This window comes from Hymenobacter terrenus (assembly GCF_000972495.1).
GTDB lineage: Bacteria > Bacteroidota > Bacteroidia > Cytophagales > Hymenobacteraceae > Hymenobacter > Hymenobacter terrenus.
The window spans coordinates 151,046-164,223 of the sequence record NZ_LATM01000001.1; the positions used below are offsets into that span (position 1 = coordinate 151,046).

Genomic DNA, 13,178 nt, shown 5'->3' on the forward strand with positions numbered 1-13,178 from the left:
CCAAAGCCACTTTTTATAAACCAGACGCGCATTATTTGCCAATGCAGAACTGGGTGAAAATACTTGTGAGCAGGTCTTCAGAAGAAATTTCGCCGGTAATCTCGCCGAGCGCGGCCAGCGCATGGCGCAGGTCGGCGGCCAGGAGCTCGGTGCCGCGGCCGATGTCGAGGCCTGCTTGCACGGCTGCGAGGTGAGCGGCGGCCGTTTCCAGCGCCCGGGCGTGCCGCACGTTGGTGACAATGGTAGCGGAAGCAGTATTTTCCAGCGCTGAGCCGCGCACCTGCGCTAGTAAGGCCACTTGCAAATCTTCCAAGCCTTGGTGCTGGCCCGCGGCCAGCAGGACCAACGGAGCCTCGGATGTACGGGACTTGTGCTCCTGAAACTCGCTAACAAACGCGGCCTGAACTGCGGAAGAGACCAAATCTGTCTTGTTGCCGACGGCCAGCACGGGTAGGTCGAGGCCGGTGGTCAATTCTGCTATTTCGGCTCGTACCTCGGCGGGCGTCAGCTCCGTCAAATCAAACAGATAGAGCAGCAGGGCGGCCTGGCGCACGCGCTGGCGGGTGCGAGCCACGCCAATAGCCTCCACTTCATCGGCGGGGTTGTCGCGCAGGCCGGCAGTGTCCACGAACCGAAACCGCAGGCCGTCGATGCTGACTTCATCCTCGATAAAGTCGCGGGTAGTGCCGGGAATGGCCGACACGATGGCGCGTTCCTCGCGCAGCAAGGCGTTGAGCAGGGTGGACTTACCCGCGTTGGGGCGCCCCGCAATCACGGCGGTGATGCCGTTTTTGATAACGTTGCCCAACTCGAAGGAGCGCAGCAAGCCCGCAACCACGCCCCGTACTTCGGCCAGCAGCTGCGCCAAGCCGGTGCGGTCGGCAAATTCCACGTCTTCCTCGCCGAAATCGAGCTCCAGTTCCAGCAGCGCGGCAAACTTGATGAGCCGGCCCCGCAGGTCGCGCAGCTCCTGGGAGAAGCCGCCGCGCAGCTGGTTCAGGGCCACGCGGTGGCTCAGGGCGGAGTCGGCGGCGATGAGGTCGGCTACGGCTTCGGCCTGGGCCAAATCCAGGGCACCGCTCAGGAAGGCTCGTTTGGTGAATTCGCCGGCTTCGGCCAGGCGGGCGCCCTGGCGCAGGAGCAGGGCCAGCACCTGGCGTACCACGTAGTCGGAGCCGTGGCAGCTGATTTCCACGACGTCTTCGCGGGTGAAGGAGCGCGGGGCACGGTAGAGGGCTACTACCACTTCGTCCAGGATTTCACCACCGTCGGGTGCGCGCAGGGTGCCGTAGTGCAGGGTGTGGCCGGGGGCATCAGCCAGGCTTTTTTTGGAGAAAACCGAAGCCGTGATGGCAATGGCCGCCGGCCCGGAAAGGCGGACCACCGCCAGCGCGCCCGCGCCCGGCGGCGTGGACAAAGCCACGATGGTATCGGAGAAAATTGTCGGAACCACGAATTCGCTCGGCTTTTTCGGATTAATCAGATTTGGGGAAGGTGGCCGGCTGTGTGGGCCAGTTGAGCCTATTCCGTCACAAACAAATTGCGGCTCACTTCGGCCGAAATCAGGGCTTTTTGCTCGCGGTTGATTTTAATTTCAAAGGAGTTATCATAGGCTATTTTGTCCAGCACTTCAACCAGGGCCCCGAGCTGGAGGCCTACTTTATCCAAGTACTGAAGAAAGGGCGCTGAGGTGTTTTTAACGGCCGCCAGGGTGCCCCGTTCCCCCAGGCCGAGGTCGGCCAGCAGGCGGGTGGTGGGACGGCGCATGGCTCCGTCCTCGGCGGGAATGGGGTCGCCGTGGGGGTCGAGGGCAGGGTGGCCCAGGAAGGCATCGAGCCGCCGCATCAGCAGGGGCGACTGCACGTGCTCCAGCTCCTCGGCCACCTCGTGCACCTCATCCCAGTTGAAGCCGAGTTGCTGCACCAAAAAAACCTCCCATAGCCGATGCTTGCGGATGGTGAGCAGGGCCAGGCGCTGGCCTTCGGCGGTGAGCTGCACGCCGCGGTACTTTTCGTAATTCAGCAGGCCCTTTTCGGCGAGGCGGCGCAGCATATCCGTGACCGAAGCAGCGCGGGTAGCGAGGGCTGCCGCAATGCGGTTGGTGCTGACGCCCACCGTATCCGGCTCGGCTTCCGCCAGCTTAAAGATGGCTTTAAGATAGTTTTCCTCGGTATGACTGGGCATTCCTTTCAAATTAAAAATTATGAGTTAAAAATTAAGAAAGATTACCAAGTGAAGGGGCGGCAACCATTCATGATTTTTAATTTATAACTCATAATTGCGAAGCCCTGCCTACCACTTAATCAGTGCTGAAGCCCAGGTGAAGCCGCTGCCAAAGGCGGCCAGGCAGACAAGGTCGCCGCGCTTGATTTTGCCTTCCTGCACGGCCTCGCTGAGCGCGATGGGCACCGAGGCGGCGGTGGTGTTGCCGTAGCGCTGAATGTTGCTGAAGACTTTATCGTCGGACAGCCCCATTTTCTGCTGCACGTACTGGGTGATGCGCAAGTTGGCCTGGTGCGGGATGAGCATGTCGATGTCCGTGGGCTGGTAGCCGTTCTGGTCGAGGGCCTCCTTGATGACCTGCGGGAAGCGCACTACGGCGTGCTTGAACACGTTTTGGCCATTCATGTAGGGATAAAGGTCCGGCTGGTTGTCCATGATTTGCTGCACCCGATTGTCACGGTTCGAGCCGGGCTCTTTCACGATGAGTTCCTCGGCAAATTCGCCCTGAGCGTGTAGGTGAGTGCTGAGAATGCCTTGACCGTCGGTGGTGCTGGGCCGCAGCACGACGGCCCCGGCGCCATCGCCGAAAATCACCGAAACCGCCCGGCCATTCGGCGACTTATCGAGGCCGGACGAGTGAATTTCGGAGCCCACCACCAGCACCGTGTCGTACATGCCCGTGCGGATAAACTGGTCGGCTACGGAGAGGGCGTAGACAAAGCCAGAGCACTGGTTGCGCACGTCCAGGGCCGGGGCATTATTAGTCATGCCGAGCTCGCGCTGCATGAGCACGCCGGAGCCGGGGAAAAAATAATCGGGCGAGAGCGTCGCGAACACAATTAGCTGTACATCGTCGGGGGCGAGGCCGGCCATTTCCAGAGCCTTGCGGGCCGCGTTGGCACCCATGTTGGCGGTGGTATCCTTGCCTTCCTCAAACCAGCGCCGCTCCTGAATCCCAGTTCGCTCCTGAATCCAGGCATCGGAGGTATTCATGATGGGCTCCAGCTCGGCATTTTTGACTACCCGGCTCGGGACGTAGTGGCCGAGACCGGCGATGTAAGCGTGACGTAAAGTTGCCATGGAGGAAATAAGGAAGTAGGAATTCTGGGTGAGGGGACGCGGAAAATAGCGCGGCCAATGCGGGGGTCAAGCTGCGCACTTGACGCAAAATGGGCGCAAAGGTGGCAGGTTAAACGAGAGAATCCAGCAGATGCCATAATTTTCCTGCTTCCGAAGCCCACAGCACCTCAGTGGGAATGCCTTGGGAATAGAAAGTGTGGCGCTGCAATTCTGCTACCAGCGCGGGCCCATTAATAGGTTGCGCGAAGTCCAGTTGCAGGCCCGCCTCGTACCGGTGCAGCAACTCGTGCCACAACGGATTCGGCGAGGAAAGCACGGGCAGCCCGTGGGCTAGATACTCAAACAGCTTAGTGGGGCGGCAGCGTTCCGTGCTCGGATGCGGCCGGTACGGCAGCAGCCCCACGTGGCTTTGGCCTATTTCAGCCACGATACGCGCGTGCGGCACCAGGCTGGCCCCGCCAATGAGCGTCAGCCAGGCAGCGTTTTGCTGGGCCTTGTCCTCAAGCTGTTGCAGCAGGCCGGGCTGCTGGCAAAAGCCCACGATGGTTAGCCGCGCCCCGCCGGGCCAGGCGGTACGAAGCTGCTCGGTCAGGGCAATGGCTTCCCACACGCCATTCAGCTCAGAGATGGTGCCGGTGTAGAGAAGCCGGAGCGGCTTGTCCGGCGTCGGCAGTGTTTGCGGGCCGGCTGGCAGGGCCTCCGTAGGGGTGGGCTGGTACTTGTTTTCCAGAATGACGACCCGGCCGGTGGGTTGATAATGCAGGAAGGGCAGCTCGTTAGCGTAGCTGGCTTCGGCCAGGATAAGGCCCTGTGCCCGGCGAGCAGCCCAGGTTTCGACCCGGCGCAGCCCGGCGGCCAGCCCCCGGCGCGTGAGGCCTTGGTATACGCGCTGGCTGGAAACGTTCAGCGCGTAATTTTCGCGGATATCGTAGAGAAACCGGCGCCCCCGGCCCAGCAGCTGCCACAGCATGGTGAGCGGCAGAAGTTCGGGGGCGTGCACAATCACGAGGTCGGGCTGTAGCCGGTGCAGCAAGCGCCAGTAGCGCCACTGCGCAGCCAGCCGATTCAGGCTAAGCCGCGAGCCCCGGAAAATGCAGTGCTGGCAGATTTGGGAAGACTGCTCTTCCGGGCCGTTGCCGGTTGCGCGCCCGGCCACGTGTACGTGGGTAGCGGGGCGGCTGAGCAGCGTTTCGGCGAATTTGCCCCGCATGCGGGTATCGTCCACTGGTTTCAACACGGACGCCAGCAATACCACCAAACCTGAAGAATCGGAGCCAAGCACGGGCCAAAGATGCTAGTTTTGTCGCTTCCAAGGGGCCTAATAATTCTCCAACGGCCCCTCCCGACGATTATCCCCCTTCTTATGTCTGATTTTCAGTCTCTCATTGAGCAAGCCTGGGCCGACCGCGCCCTGCTCCAAAGCGCCGAAACGCAAGCTGCCATCGCGCACGTCATCGAAGAACTCGACAAAGGCCGTCTGCGCGTGGCCACGCCGCCTACCGAAGACGGCGGCGATTGGCAGGTCAACGACTGGGTGAAAAAGGCCGTCATTCTCTACTTCCCGCTGCAACAGATGCAAACGGAGTCGGTAGGCCCGTTCGAATACCACGACAAAATGCGCCTGAAAACCGATTATGCCGGCCAGCAGGTGCGTGTGGTGCCGCCCGCCACCGCCCGCTACGGCGCGTTTCTGGCCCCTGGCGTCATCCTCATGCCCAGCTACGTCAACATCGGCGCCTACGTGGGCGAAGGCACCATGGTCGACACTTGGGCCACCGTGGGCTCGTGCGCGCAAGTAGGCAAGGGCGTGCACCTGAGCGGGGGCGTAGGCCTGGGCGGCGTGCTGGAACCCGTGCAGGCGGCCCCGGTTATTATTGAAGATGGGGCCTTCATCGGCTCGCGCAGCATACTGGTCGAAGGCTGCCGCATCGGCAAAGAAGCCGTGATTGGCGCGGGCGTCACCATCACCGGCAGCACCAAAATCATCGACGTAACGGGCGCCGAGCCCAAAGAATACCGTGGCTACGTGCCACCGCGCTCGGTGGTCATCCCGGGCTCCATCGCCAAGCAGTTTCCGGCCGGCGAGTACCAAGTGCCGTGCGCGCTGATTATCGGCCAGCGCAAGCCCAGCACGGATTTGAAAACGAGCCTGAACGACGCATTACGTGAGCACAGCGTGGCGATATGACGGCCGCCGGCAAAATGGATGAGTCGTATGAAGCGCTGCGGCAATACATCTGCCAGCGGGCAGGAGTGGCGGTGGCCGGGCTTGATGAGGTGCTGAATTGCTTTCGGCCCACGGGTCTCCGGCGCGGCCACTTCCTGCTGCGGGCCGGGGAGGTGTGCCGCAGCTGCTACTTTCTGGTCCGGGGCTGCGTGCAGGTATATGAGGTGGATGTCAACGGGGTGCCGCGTACCCGGGAATTGTTTTTTGAAAACCAATTTCTGACTGACTTGCCGGGCTTCCTGACGGGCCGGCTTACCACCGAGAATTTTCGCGGGTTGGAGCCGTGCCAGCTACTGGCCATCGGACGCGACGAGTTTCAGCAGCTGCAAACGACGCTGCCCACCTTTGCCCGTCTCTACGAACAGGCCCTCGAAGCATCCTACGCGCACTCCGTTCACCGCATCAAAAGCCTGCTGGAACTGGACGGCGCTGCCCGGCTGCGCTGGCTGTGGCAGACGCACCCTGGCCTGCTCACCCGCCTGTCCAACAAGGTAGTGGCCTCGTACCTGCATCTCAGCCCCGCCACGCTGAGCCGCCTTAAGCACACCTTGTAGTTCCAAACGTTGCGCCAGCGCAACGTTTTGCCCAATCTGAAACAAGAGCTTTGCGACCTCATCATTCACGGTCGTTACGCTCATGAACGTACTTCTCCTTTACGCCCATCCTGACCCGGCGAGCTTCACCGCCGCCCTCAAAAACACTTGCCTGGCCACGCTGCGGGCCGCCGGCCACCACGTCGAAGTGCGCGACCTTTATGAATTAGGGTTCGACCCCGTGTTCGAGTCCGAAGAGTTTGCTCAGGCGCGCACCGGGCAAGTCGGTACTGCCGTGCGCGTCGAGCAGGAGCTCATCGCCGCGGCCGATGTGCTACTGGTCATCAAACCACTGTGGTGGACCGGGCTGCCGGCTATTCTCAAAGGCTATATCGACCGAGTATTCACCAACGGTTTCGCTTACGCCTATAGCCCCACTGGCCTGGAGCCGCTGCTACGCGGCAAAAAGGCAATTCTGCTCACCCCGCACGGTGTACCGGCGGCCGTCTACGGTCCCACCGGCATGTTTGCGGCTCTGCGCCTCACGCAAGACGAAGGCATTTTTACCTTCTGTGGCCTTGAAGTGCGGCAGCACCTGTTTTTCGACCTGGCTGCCGCCCGCACCGAGGCCGCCCGTGCCGCCTACCTGGCGGAAGCTGCGGCCTGCTGCCAGCATGAGCTAGACGCGGCGGCCTCCGCGCACGTAGTAGCTTCTATTGTAGGCTGATAACGCTCTGTATTACAGTATCTAGTCCTTTCTAATCCATAGATGCCTCGGCGTACTGACGGTTTTTTAATTTGCCGCTTTGAATAAAAAAGCCCGCAATTAGCGGGCTTTTTTATTCAAACCAAAGCAAGCGAATTACACGCCTGCCTTCAGCTTCTCGCCAAACAGGGCCTTCACCTTATCCACTTTGGGCCGAGCCACAAACTGGCAGTAGGGCTCGTGGCCGTGCAGGTTGAAATAGTTCTGGTGGTAGTCCTCGGCCGGATAAAACTCCGGGGCGGCTACAATTTCCGTCACCACCGGATTTGGAAAGGCGTTGTTGTCGTTAAGCTTCTGCTTGTACTCTTCGGCGAGCTGCTTTTGCTCCTCGCTGTGGTAGTAAATTCCGGAGCGATACTGCGTGCCCACGTCGTTGCCTTGGCGATTGAGGGTGGTCGGGTCGTGGGTTTTCCAGAATATTTCGAGCAGTTCCTTGTAGCTGATAACGGCTGGGTCGAAGGTGATGTTGATTACCTCGTTGTGACCCGTGAGGCCGCTGCATACTTCTTTGTAGGTCGGGTTTTTGATGCGGCCGCCGGTGTAGCCGGATACCACTTTCTCCACGCCTTTAAGGTTTTGAAAGACAGCCTCGACGCACCAAAAGCAGCCGGCTCCGAATGTTGCTTGTTCCATGAGAGGGGTAATTTAACCTGATGTACGATAACAACCCGGTAGACGTGACGCAGGTTATTTCCTTACGGTTGGCGAATGGAAGCATTCAAGCTAAAAAGGTGGTCAGGCTGAGCGCAGCCGAAGCATCTCGCCTGCGGCAGTAATATCATCGCCAGAACAAGAAAAGGATTACTTGCGCGGTAGAGATGCTTCGGCTTCGCTCAGCCTAACGTTCTCTGTTCACAATTCCGCCACCAACCTTTTGCCGCTTCTGCCGGTTGCCTCCGAACTACTCCCGCGCCCGATGAGCTACACCTACCACTCCGAAACCTATGGCCGGCCAGCGCTGGAAACCAGTGCCGGGCAGGCGTGGCCGGGGCTCCGGGTCGAACGCTTCCAGCTGGATGCCATGGCGCTGCCGGCGCACTACCACGCGCAGCACCTGCTCATCATCCATCAGGGCAGCCAGCCGGTGGTTTCCAGCCGGCGGAGCGGGAGCCGGCTGGAGCAAGACCGGTTTCAATTCGGCGATGCGGGCCTGTACCCCGGCGGCGACTACGGCCCGATTTCCCTGGATGGCCCCGCCGATGTAATCCACGTTCATATCGATGCCGAGCAGCTGGAAAACCGGGTCCGCCAAGGCCTCGACCTGAATCACTTTGCGTTGCGTGAGCGGTTTTGTTTTGCCGATGGGCTGCTCACCCAATTGGGCCGGCAACTGCTGGCCGCTGCCGGGACCGAGCACGCGCTTGGGCTGCTCTACGTCGAGTCGTTAACGAATGCCCTCTGCTACCACCTCATCGAGCACCACGCCACTTATGAGCGGCGCGTGGCTGGCACCGGCTCCCGGCTGCCCACCGCCGTACTGGCCCGCATCGACACCTACCTGGAATCCTCCACTGAGCAGCCCGTGACGCTGGAAGTGCTGGCGGGCTTGGCCAACCTGAGCGTGTTTCACTTTGCCCGACGCTTCAAGCACACCACTGGCCAGTCGCCCTACCAATACGTGCTGAGTTGGAAAATCCGGCGGGCGCAATTGCTGCTGCGCGCCCGCCACTTGCCCGTGGCCAATATCAGCGATGCGCTGGGCTTTGCCTCGCCCGCGCATTTTTCGGCGGCGTTCAAGCGCGCCGTGGGGCAGAGTCCTCGGGATTTTCAGCGCGGATAAAGCGAGGGTAATCAGAATCACTAACCAGAACGGTCATGAAGAGCGCAGCGAAGCATCTCGCGTGCCGCCACTAATTCAGTCGTCTGTCATGCTGACGAAGGAAGCATCTTCTCACATTCGGCTAACTCGTTCAGCGGCGAGAGCATGCTTTGCGCTGCTCAGCATGACAGGCGCCTTGGGTTACTTCCTGCACGCGAGATACTTCGCTGCGCTCTGCATGACCGTTCTAATTTCACTCTGCATGACGCTATACTATTAATGACGGAAAGCAAGAATTCATAAGAAAGCCGCAAGAATCAACCAAGGCGTGGGGAGACCGCAGGGGACCTTTGCTTCCCTCAACGGCAGTGCTAAAACTGTCTTAATTCTCCCCCAAATATGAATTCTTCCATTCTAGTAGCCGGTGGTACCGGCAATCTTGGCGGCCGCATCATCGCGGCGCTGCGGCAGCGTGGCGCAACCGTCCGGGCCATCGTCCGGGCTGAAACCGACGAGGCAAAAGTCACTGAGTTGCTTCGTCACGGCGTAGATGTTCGGTGCGTCGACATGGCCGACGTAGCCGCCCTCACCCTGGCCTGCGAGGGCGTGGACTGCGTAATCTCAGCTCTGGCAGGCCTGCGCGACGTTATCGTAGACGCCCAAGCTGTGCTGCTAGCTGCGGCCGTGGCGGCCGGTGTGCCTCGGTTCATTCCCTCCGATTTTTCCAGCGACTACACCCAACAGCCCGCCGGTGCAAACCGCAACTTCGACCTGCGGCGCGAGTTTCAGCAGCAGCTCGACCAATCCCCCATTCAGGTCACTTCCATTCTCAACGGCGCATTCGCCGAGTTGCTTACCTACAACATTCCGCTGCTCGATTTCAAGCAGCATCAAGTCGGGTATTGGGAAGACGCCGACTGGCACATCGACTTCACGACTATGGACGACACGGCCGCTTACACTGCCGCCGTTGCCCTCGACCCCGCCACGCCCCGCTTCCTACGCATTGCGAGTTTCCAGCACAGCCCCACCGAGCTGGCCGCTGCCGCCGGTAAAGGGCCTTTCAAACTGGTGCGGCTGGGTTCCCGAGCCGATTTGGCCCGCCACATCGAGCAGGCCCGAGCCGCCAACCCAGACGGCGAGCAACAACTTTATGCCGACTGGCAGCAAATGCAGTATATGCTGAGCATGTTCAGCGTACAAAACAACACGCTCGACAACCAGCGTTACCCGGAATTGCGCTGGACCACCGTGCAGGAGCTGCTGACTGGCAAAAAAGTAGACCTCCGCAATTTGAGGCCGTTGGATAGTTATTCTGATGAGGAGCTCATCAAGCAGTTTCCTGGCTTCCGCAACCAGTATGCTACCGTCAACGGGGTGCGGCTGCATTACGTGGAAGGCGGCAGCGGCCAGCCGCTCATTTGCCTGCCCGGCTGGCCCCAAACCTGGTTTTCGTACCATCCCATTGCCGCGCAACTGGCCCAACACCACCGAGTAATCATCGTGGATATTCGGGGCATGGGCAGCTCCGACAAGCCCGAATCAGGGTACGATAAGAAAACCATGGCCCACGATATCTACGAGCTGATGCAGCACCTCGGCCTGCCTAAAGCCTCGCTGTTTGGGCACGACATCGGCGGTATGGTGGCCGCCAGCTTTGCCTTCAACTACCCCGATGCCACCGAAAAGCTCATTCTGGCCGATGGCGGGCACCCCAGCGCGGGCATGCGCTACATGTCGCTACTGCCCGCGCCCGGCACCTTTGCTGGCAAGATGGACGGCCACCAGCCCTATGTGTGGTGGATGGCCTTCAACCAAGTTAAGGGCCTGCCCGAAAGGCTGCTGGAAGGCCGTTTCCAGCACTTGCTCGACTACCTTTTCGCCTACGTGATGCTGGACGAAAGCAAAATGTCGGCTTTTGACCGGGCCGTATACGCTGCCGCTTACAACTCCGCCGACAGCATCAGGGCAGCCAACGCCTGGTACCAAACCTTCGAGCAGGACATGGCCGATGCCCAATCTTACGCCCAGCTAACTATGCCAGTGCTGGGCATCGGCAGCTACGTGTCCTATGAAAACATCAAAATGAGCCTGCCCTCCATGGCGCCTAACAGCCAACTTGTCGGCATTCTGGACAGTGGGCACTACATGTTTGAAGAAAAGCCCGAGCAGGTACTAGAGGCCGTATTGAGCTTTCTGAGCTGATGTAGGGACGCGACCCTTCGCGTCTCGGCATTGAACGATAGGTTGGCACTGTACCCAGCCGGCGCAAACGTGAGACGCGACCCTTCGCGTCTCAACAAACCATGACGGTGCCTGCCACTGAAAAGGCCGGCCGCGAGTACTCGCGGCCGGCCTTTTTTGGTTTGGAAAACAACTGTCAGCCTACTTGCGGAACCGCTCGGCTACCACCAGCTCCTTCGAGCCGGCCGTGTACTGATAAAAGCCTTCACCCGACTTGGCGCCCAGGCGGCCGGCCATCACCATGTTTACCAGCAGCGGGCAGGGAGCATATTTGGGGTTGCCCAAGCCATCGTGCAGCACCCGCAGAATGGCCAGGCACACATCCAGACCAATAAAATCGGCCAATTGCAGCGGACCCATGGGGTGCGCCATGCCCAGCTTCATTACCGTGTCGATTTCCTCCACACCGGCCACGCCTTCAAACAAGGTGATAATGGCTTCATTAATCATCGGCATCAAAATACGGTTGGCCACGAAGCCGGGGTAGTCGTTCACTTCCGTGGGCGTCTTGCCCAGCTGGCGCGACAGGTCCATGATTTGCTGCGTCACGGCATCCGAAGTGGCATAGCCGCGGATAACCTCCACCAGCTTCATCACTGGCACCGGGTTCATGAAGTGCATGCCAATCACCTGCTGCGGGCGCTTGGTGACGGCCGCGATTTTGGTGATAGAAATCGACGAAGTATTCGACGCCAGTATGGCATCTGCCGGGGCGTATTGGTCCAGGTCGCGGAAGATTTGCAGCTTGAGGTCCACGTTTTCGGTGGCGGCCTCTACCACCAAACCCACGCCCGCCACCCCAGCTTCGAGCGAAGTGAAGGTGCGCAGGCGGCTTAGCGTCGCAGCCTTATCATCTTCACTCAGGCTGGCTTTGGCTACTTGCCGGTCCAGATTTTTGGTGATGGTGCCCAGAGCGCGGTCCAGGGCCGGCTGGTTGATATCGATGAGGGCGACAGAAAAACCGTGCTGCGCGAAAACGTGGGCAATGCCATTGCCCATGGTGCCGGAGCCAATAACGGCGACGTTCATATAAACTAGCGAAAAAAAGTAGGAGAGGAAAAAACAGCCCCGTAGAGCTCGTCAGCAAAGCTACGGCGTTACTTGCAACTGGTATTTCTGCGTAGAAGCTAGTGATTTTGTTTGCTTGTTTACAATAATTTTTTCATTTATTATATCCTTTTGGCAGGGGGTGCGTACAAACCCGCAGAAGCATTTATTCTTTTCCTTTCACCTTCCTTACTCAACTCTCGCCATGGGCAACCTACTGTATATCATCGCCGTCATTCTCGTCATCATCTGGGCAGTAAGCTTCTTCGGCGGCTTCTTTTCGGGCGGCATCATTCATACCCTGCTAGTCATTGCGATTATCGCCGTTCTGCTCCGCGTCATTAGCGGTAGAAGCGCTGTATAGCGCCACCCCTGGGTTTACTATAAAGCACAAAAAAAGCCGCGCTAAAGATTTAGCGCGGCTTTTTTGTGCTTTGGCCAGTTATTTTCCAATATTAAATAAGAAGCTGAAACGGACCACTAATCCGGGATACAAGGAATAAATGTTGTTGTTGAAATTATAAAGTCCGACAATGTCAAATGCGGCATTTTCGCCGATGTACGAACGGTAGCCTACCCCCGCGAGAGGAGTAGTAACATTCTGAGTCCGCTTAAAGAAATACCCACTGGTACCGTCCTGGTAAATTATTTGGGCATTTGTTACCTCGTATTCCGCGTGTACAAAAAACTCTTTGTACACAATGTATTGCGCAAATGCTTTAAAGCCCAGGCTATTGGTTGAGATGCTATTGCTACCTGATTCGGTCAGGGAATTATTCGGAGTGCCCGTGCTATAGCCATCCTGCAGCGAGAAGCTATTGTAGGCGTAGGATATGCCAGGACCCACCGCAAACTTTTCGCTTAGCCGGAAGCCCAGTGCCGGGGCACCGCTGACACTGAACTGATTAAGGCCACCTCCCGAGGTGTAGCCCAGCCCGAAGTTGGTATAAATGAACTTCTTCTTGTAAGGCTTGTCACCGTCCAAGCCGGCTTTGGGTATGTTGCGGTTTGGGAAATTCAAGCCCGATGGACTATCCGGCGTGGGCTGCGGCGCCGGCGCGGCGGTGGGTTCCGGCGCGGGGGCGGGTGCCGGGGCAGTTGTTGGCGCCGGAGCGGGCGCCGGGGCCTTTTCTACCGGCCGGGGCGTGGCGGGGGGCGGGCCGGGAGGAGCCGAGTTCAGCACCGGTTTATCCTGAGCCTGCGCGTGATGAGCAGGCAAGCAAGCTACGCCAACCAGGAAAAGCAGCGGGAGCAGATGACGTTTCATTTGAAAAGAAATGAGGAATGAGCAATTAAGAG

Annotated in this window: 13 protein-coding genes; 6 read left to right on the plus strand and 7 right to left on the minus strand. The window is 59.3% G+C overall.

Annotation, left to right across the window (positions count from 1 at the left end; genetic code table 11):
* Positions 1 to 31: 31 nt before the first annotated feature.
* The 4 genes from mnmE to WX88_RS00740 all read right to left on the minus strand — a co-directional run bounded on the left by mnmE (position 32) and on the right by WX88_RS00740 (position 4,585).
* Positions 32 to 1,453, minus strand: a complete 1,422-nt coding sequence (gene mnmE / locus WX88_RS00725) for a tRNA uridine-5-carboxymethylaminomethyl(34) synthesis GTPase MnmE (protein WP_046242410.1) — start codon at positions 1,451 to 1,453, stop codon at positions 32 to 34.
* A 68-nt stretch (positions 1,454 to 1,521) separates the two neighbouring features.
* Complete coding sequence (locus tag WX88_RS00730) at positions 1,522 to 2,184, minus strand: metal-dependent transcriptional regulator (protein ID WP_046242411.1); 663 nt, start codon at positions 2,182 to 2,184, stop codon at positions 1,522 to 1,524.
* A gap of 108 nt (positions 2,185 to 2,292) precedes the next feature.
* Positions 2,293 to 3,303, minus strand: a complete 1,011-nt coding sequence (locus WX88_RS00735; RefSeq protein WP_046242412.1) for a 3-oxoacyl-ACP synthase III family protein — start codon at positions 3,301 to 3,303, stop codon at positions 2,293 to 2,295.
* A gap of 109 nt (positions 3,304 to 3,412) precedes the next feature.
* Positions 3,413 to 4,585 carry a glycosyltransferase gene (locus WX88_RS00740; protein ID WP_156175874.1) on the minus strand — a complete coding sequence of 391 codons (1,173 nt, stop codon included), beginning with the start codon at positions 4,583 to 4,585 and terminating at the stop codon, positions 3,413 to 3,415.
* Between the two features lie 81 nt (positions 4,586 to 4,666).
* Here WX88_RS00740 and WX88_RS00745 point away from each other — a divergent pair, with 81 nt between their 5' ends.
* From WX88_RS00745 to WX88_RS00755, 3 genes are all read left to right on the plus strand, one after another.
* The gene (locus tag WX88_RS00745; RefSeq protein WP_046242413.1) at positions 4,667 to 5,491 is read left to right on the plus strand and encodes a 2,3,4,5-tetrahydropyridine-2,6-dicarboxylate N-succinyltransferase; all 825 of its coding nucleotides are present in this window, start codon (positions 4,667 to 4,669) and stop codon (positions 5,489 to 5,491) included.
* Positions 5,488 to 6,084, plus strand: a complete 597-nt coding sequence (locus WX88_RS00750; RefSeq protein ID WP_052732213.1) for a Crp/Fnr family transcriptional regulator — start codon at positions 5,488 to 5,490, stop codon at positions 6,082 to 6,084. The genes WX88_RS00745 and WX88_RS00750 overlap by 4 nt, the downstream gene beginning before the upstream one ends.
* 82 nt (positions 6,085 to 6,166) lie before the next feature.
* Entirely contained in the window at positions 6,167 to 6,790 is a 624-nt protein-coding gene (locus WX88_RS00755; protein WP_052732214.1) for an NAD(P)H-dependent oxidoreductase, read from the plus strand.
* A gap of 135 nt (positions 6,791 to 6,925) precedes the next feature.
* Here WX88_RS00755 and msrA read toward each other — a convergent pair whose 3' ends face one another.
* Positions 6,926 to 7,462 (minus strand): peptide-methionine (S)-S-oxide reductase MsrA, encoded by a 537-nt coding sequence (gene msrA, locus WX88_RS00760; protein ID WP_046242414.1) that lies wholly within the window; start codon positions 7,460 to 7,462, stop codon positions 6,926 to 6,928.
* A gap of 283 nt (positions 7,463 to 7,745) precedes the next feature.
* Between msrA and WX88_RS27040 the strand changes: the two genes are divergently transcribed.
* Positions 7,746 to 8,609 (plus strand): helix-turn-helix transcriptional regulator, encoded by an 864-nt coding sequence (locus WX88_RS27040; RefSeq protein WP_052732215.1) that lies wholly within the window; start codon positions 7,746 to 7,748, stop codon positions 8,607 to 8,609.
* A gap of 378 nt (positions 8,610 to 8,987) precedes the next feature.
* A complete protein-coding gene (locus WX88_RS31265; RefSeq protein ID WP_231590589.1) occupies positions 8,988 to 10,793 on the plus strand; it encodes an alpha/beta fold hydrolase in 1,806 nt (601 codons plus the stop codon).
* A 180-nt stretch (positions 10,794 to 10,973) separates the two neighbouring features.
* On the opposite strand, the gene WX88_RS00780 is transcribed toward WX88_RS31265, so the two are convergent.
* The gene (locus WX88_RS00780) at positions 10,974 to 11,861 is read right to left on the minus strand and encodes a 3-hydroxyacyl-CoA dehydrogenase family protein (protein ID WP_046242415.1); all 888 of its coding nucleotides are present in this window, start codon (positions 11,859 to 11,861) and stop codon (positions 10,974 to 10,976) included.
* A 223-nt stretch (positions 11,862 to 12,084) separates the two neighbouring features.
* Here WX88_RS00780 and WX88_RS29795 point away from each other — a divergent pair, with 223 nt between their 5' ends.
* A complete protein-coding gene (locus WX88_RS29795) occupies positions 12,085 to 12,243 on the plus strand; it encodes a lmo0937 family membrane protein (protein WP_156175875.1) in 159 nt (52 codons plus the stop codon).
* Positions 12,244 to 12,321: 78 nt separating this feature from the next.
* Here the strand turns inward: WX88_RS29795 and WX88_RS30665 are convergent, their stop codons facing one another.
* Positions 12,322 to 13,146 carry a hypothetical protein gene (locus tag WX88_RS30665; protein ID WP_046242416.1) on the minus strand — a complete coding sequence of 275 codons (825 nt, stop codon included), beginning with the start codon at positions 13,144 to 13,146 and terminating at the stop codon, positions 12,322 to 12,324.
* Between the last annotated feature and the right edge of the window lie 32 nt (positions 13,147 to 13,178).

Excerpts from the sequence above, each read along its gene's own strand:
- WX88_RS00730 (WP_046242411.1), bottom strand. The coding sequence starts at position 2,184 with ATGCCCAGTCATACCGAGGAAAACTATCTTAAAGCCATCTTTAAGCTG.
- WX88_RS00735 (WP_046242412.1), bottom strand. The coding sequence starts at position 3,303 with ATGGCAACTTTACGTCACGCTTACATCGCCGGTCTCGGCCACTACGTC.
- WX88_RS00745 (WP_046242413.1), top strand. The coding sequence starts at position 4,667 with ATGTCTGATTTTCAGTCTCTCATTGAGCAAGCCTGGGCCGACCGCGCC.
- WX88_RS00750 (WP_052732213.1), top strand. The coding sequence starts at position 5,488 with ATGACGGCCGCCGGCAAAATGGATGAGTCGTATGAAGCGCTGCGGCAA.
- WX88_RS00755 (WP_052732214.1), top strand. The coding sequence starts at position 6,167 with ATGAACGTACTTCTCCTTTACGCCCATCCTGACCCGGCGAGCTTCACC.
- msrA (WP_046242414.1), bottom strand. The coding sequence starts at position 7,462 with ATGGAACAAGCAACATTCGGAGCCGGCTGCTTTTGGTGCGTCGAGGCT.
- WX88_RS27040 (WP_052732215.1), top strand. The coding sequence starts at position 7,746 with ATGAGCTACACCTACCACTCCGAAACCTATGGCCGGCCAGCGCTGGAA.
- WX88_RS31265 (WP_231590589.1), top strand. The coding sequence starts at position 8,988 with ATGAATTCTTCCATTCTAGTAGCCGGTGGTACCGGCAATCTTGGCGGC.
- WX88_RS00780 (WP_046242415.1), bottom strand. The coding sequence starts at position 11,861 with ATGAACGTCGCCGTTATTGGCTCCGGCACCATGGGCAATGGCATTGCC.
- WX88_RS29795 (WP_156175875.1), top strand. The coding sequence starts at position 12,085 with ATGGGCAACCTACTGTATATCATCGCCGTCATTCTCGTCATCATCTGG.
- WX88_RS30665 (WP_046242416.1), bottom strand. The coding sequence starts at position 13,146 with ATGAAACGTCATCTGCTCCCGCTGCTTTTCCTGGTTGGCGTAGCTTGC.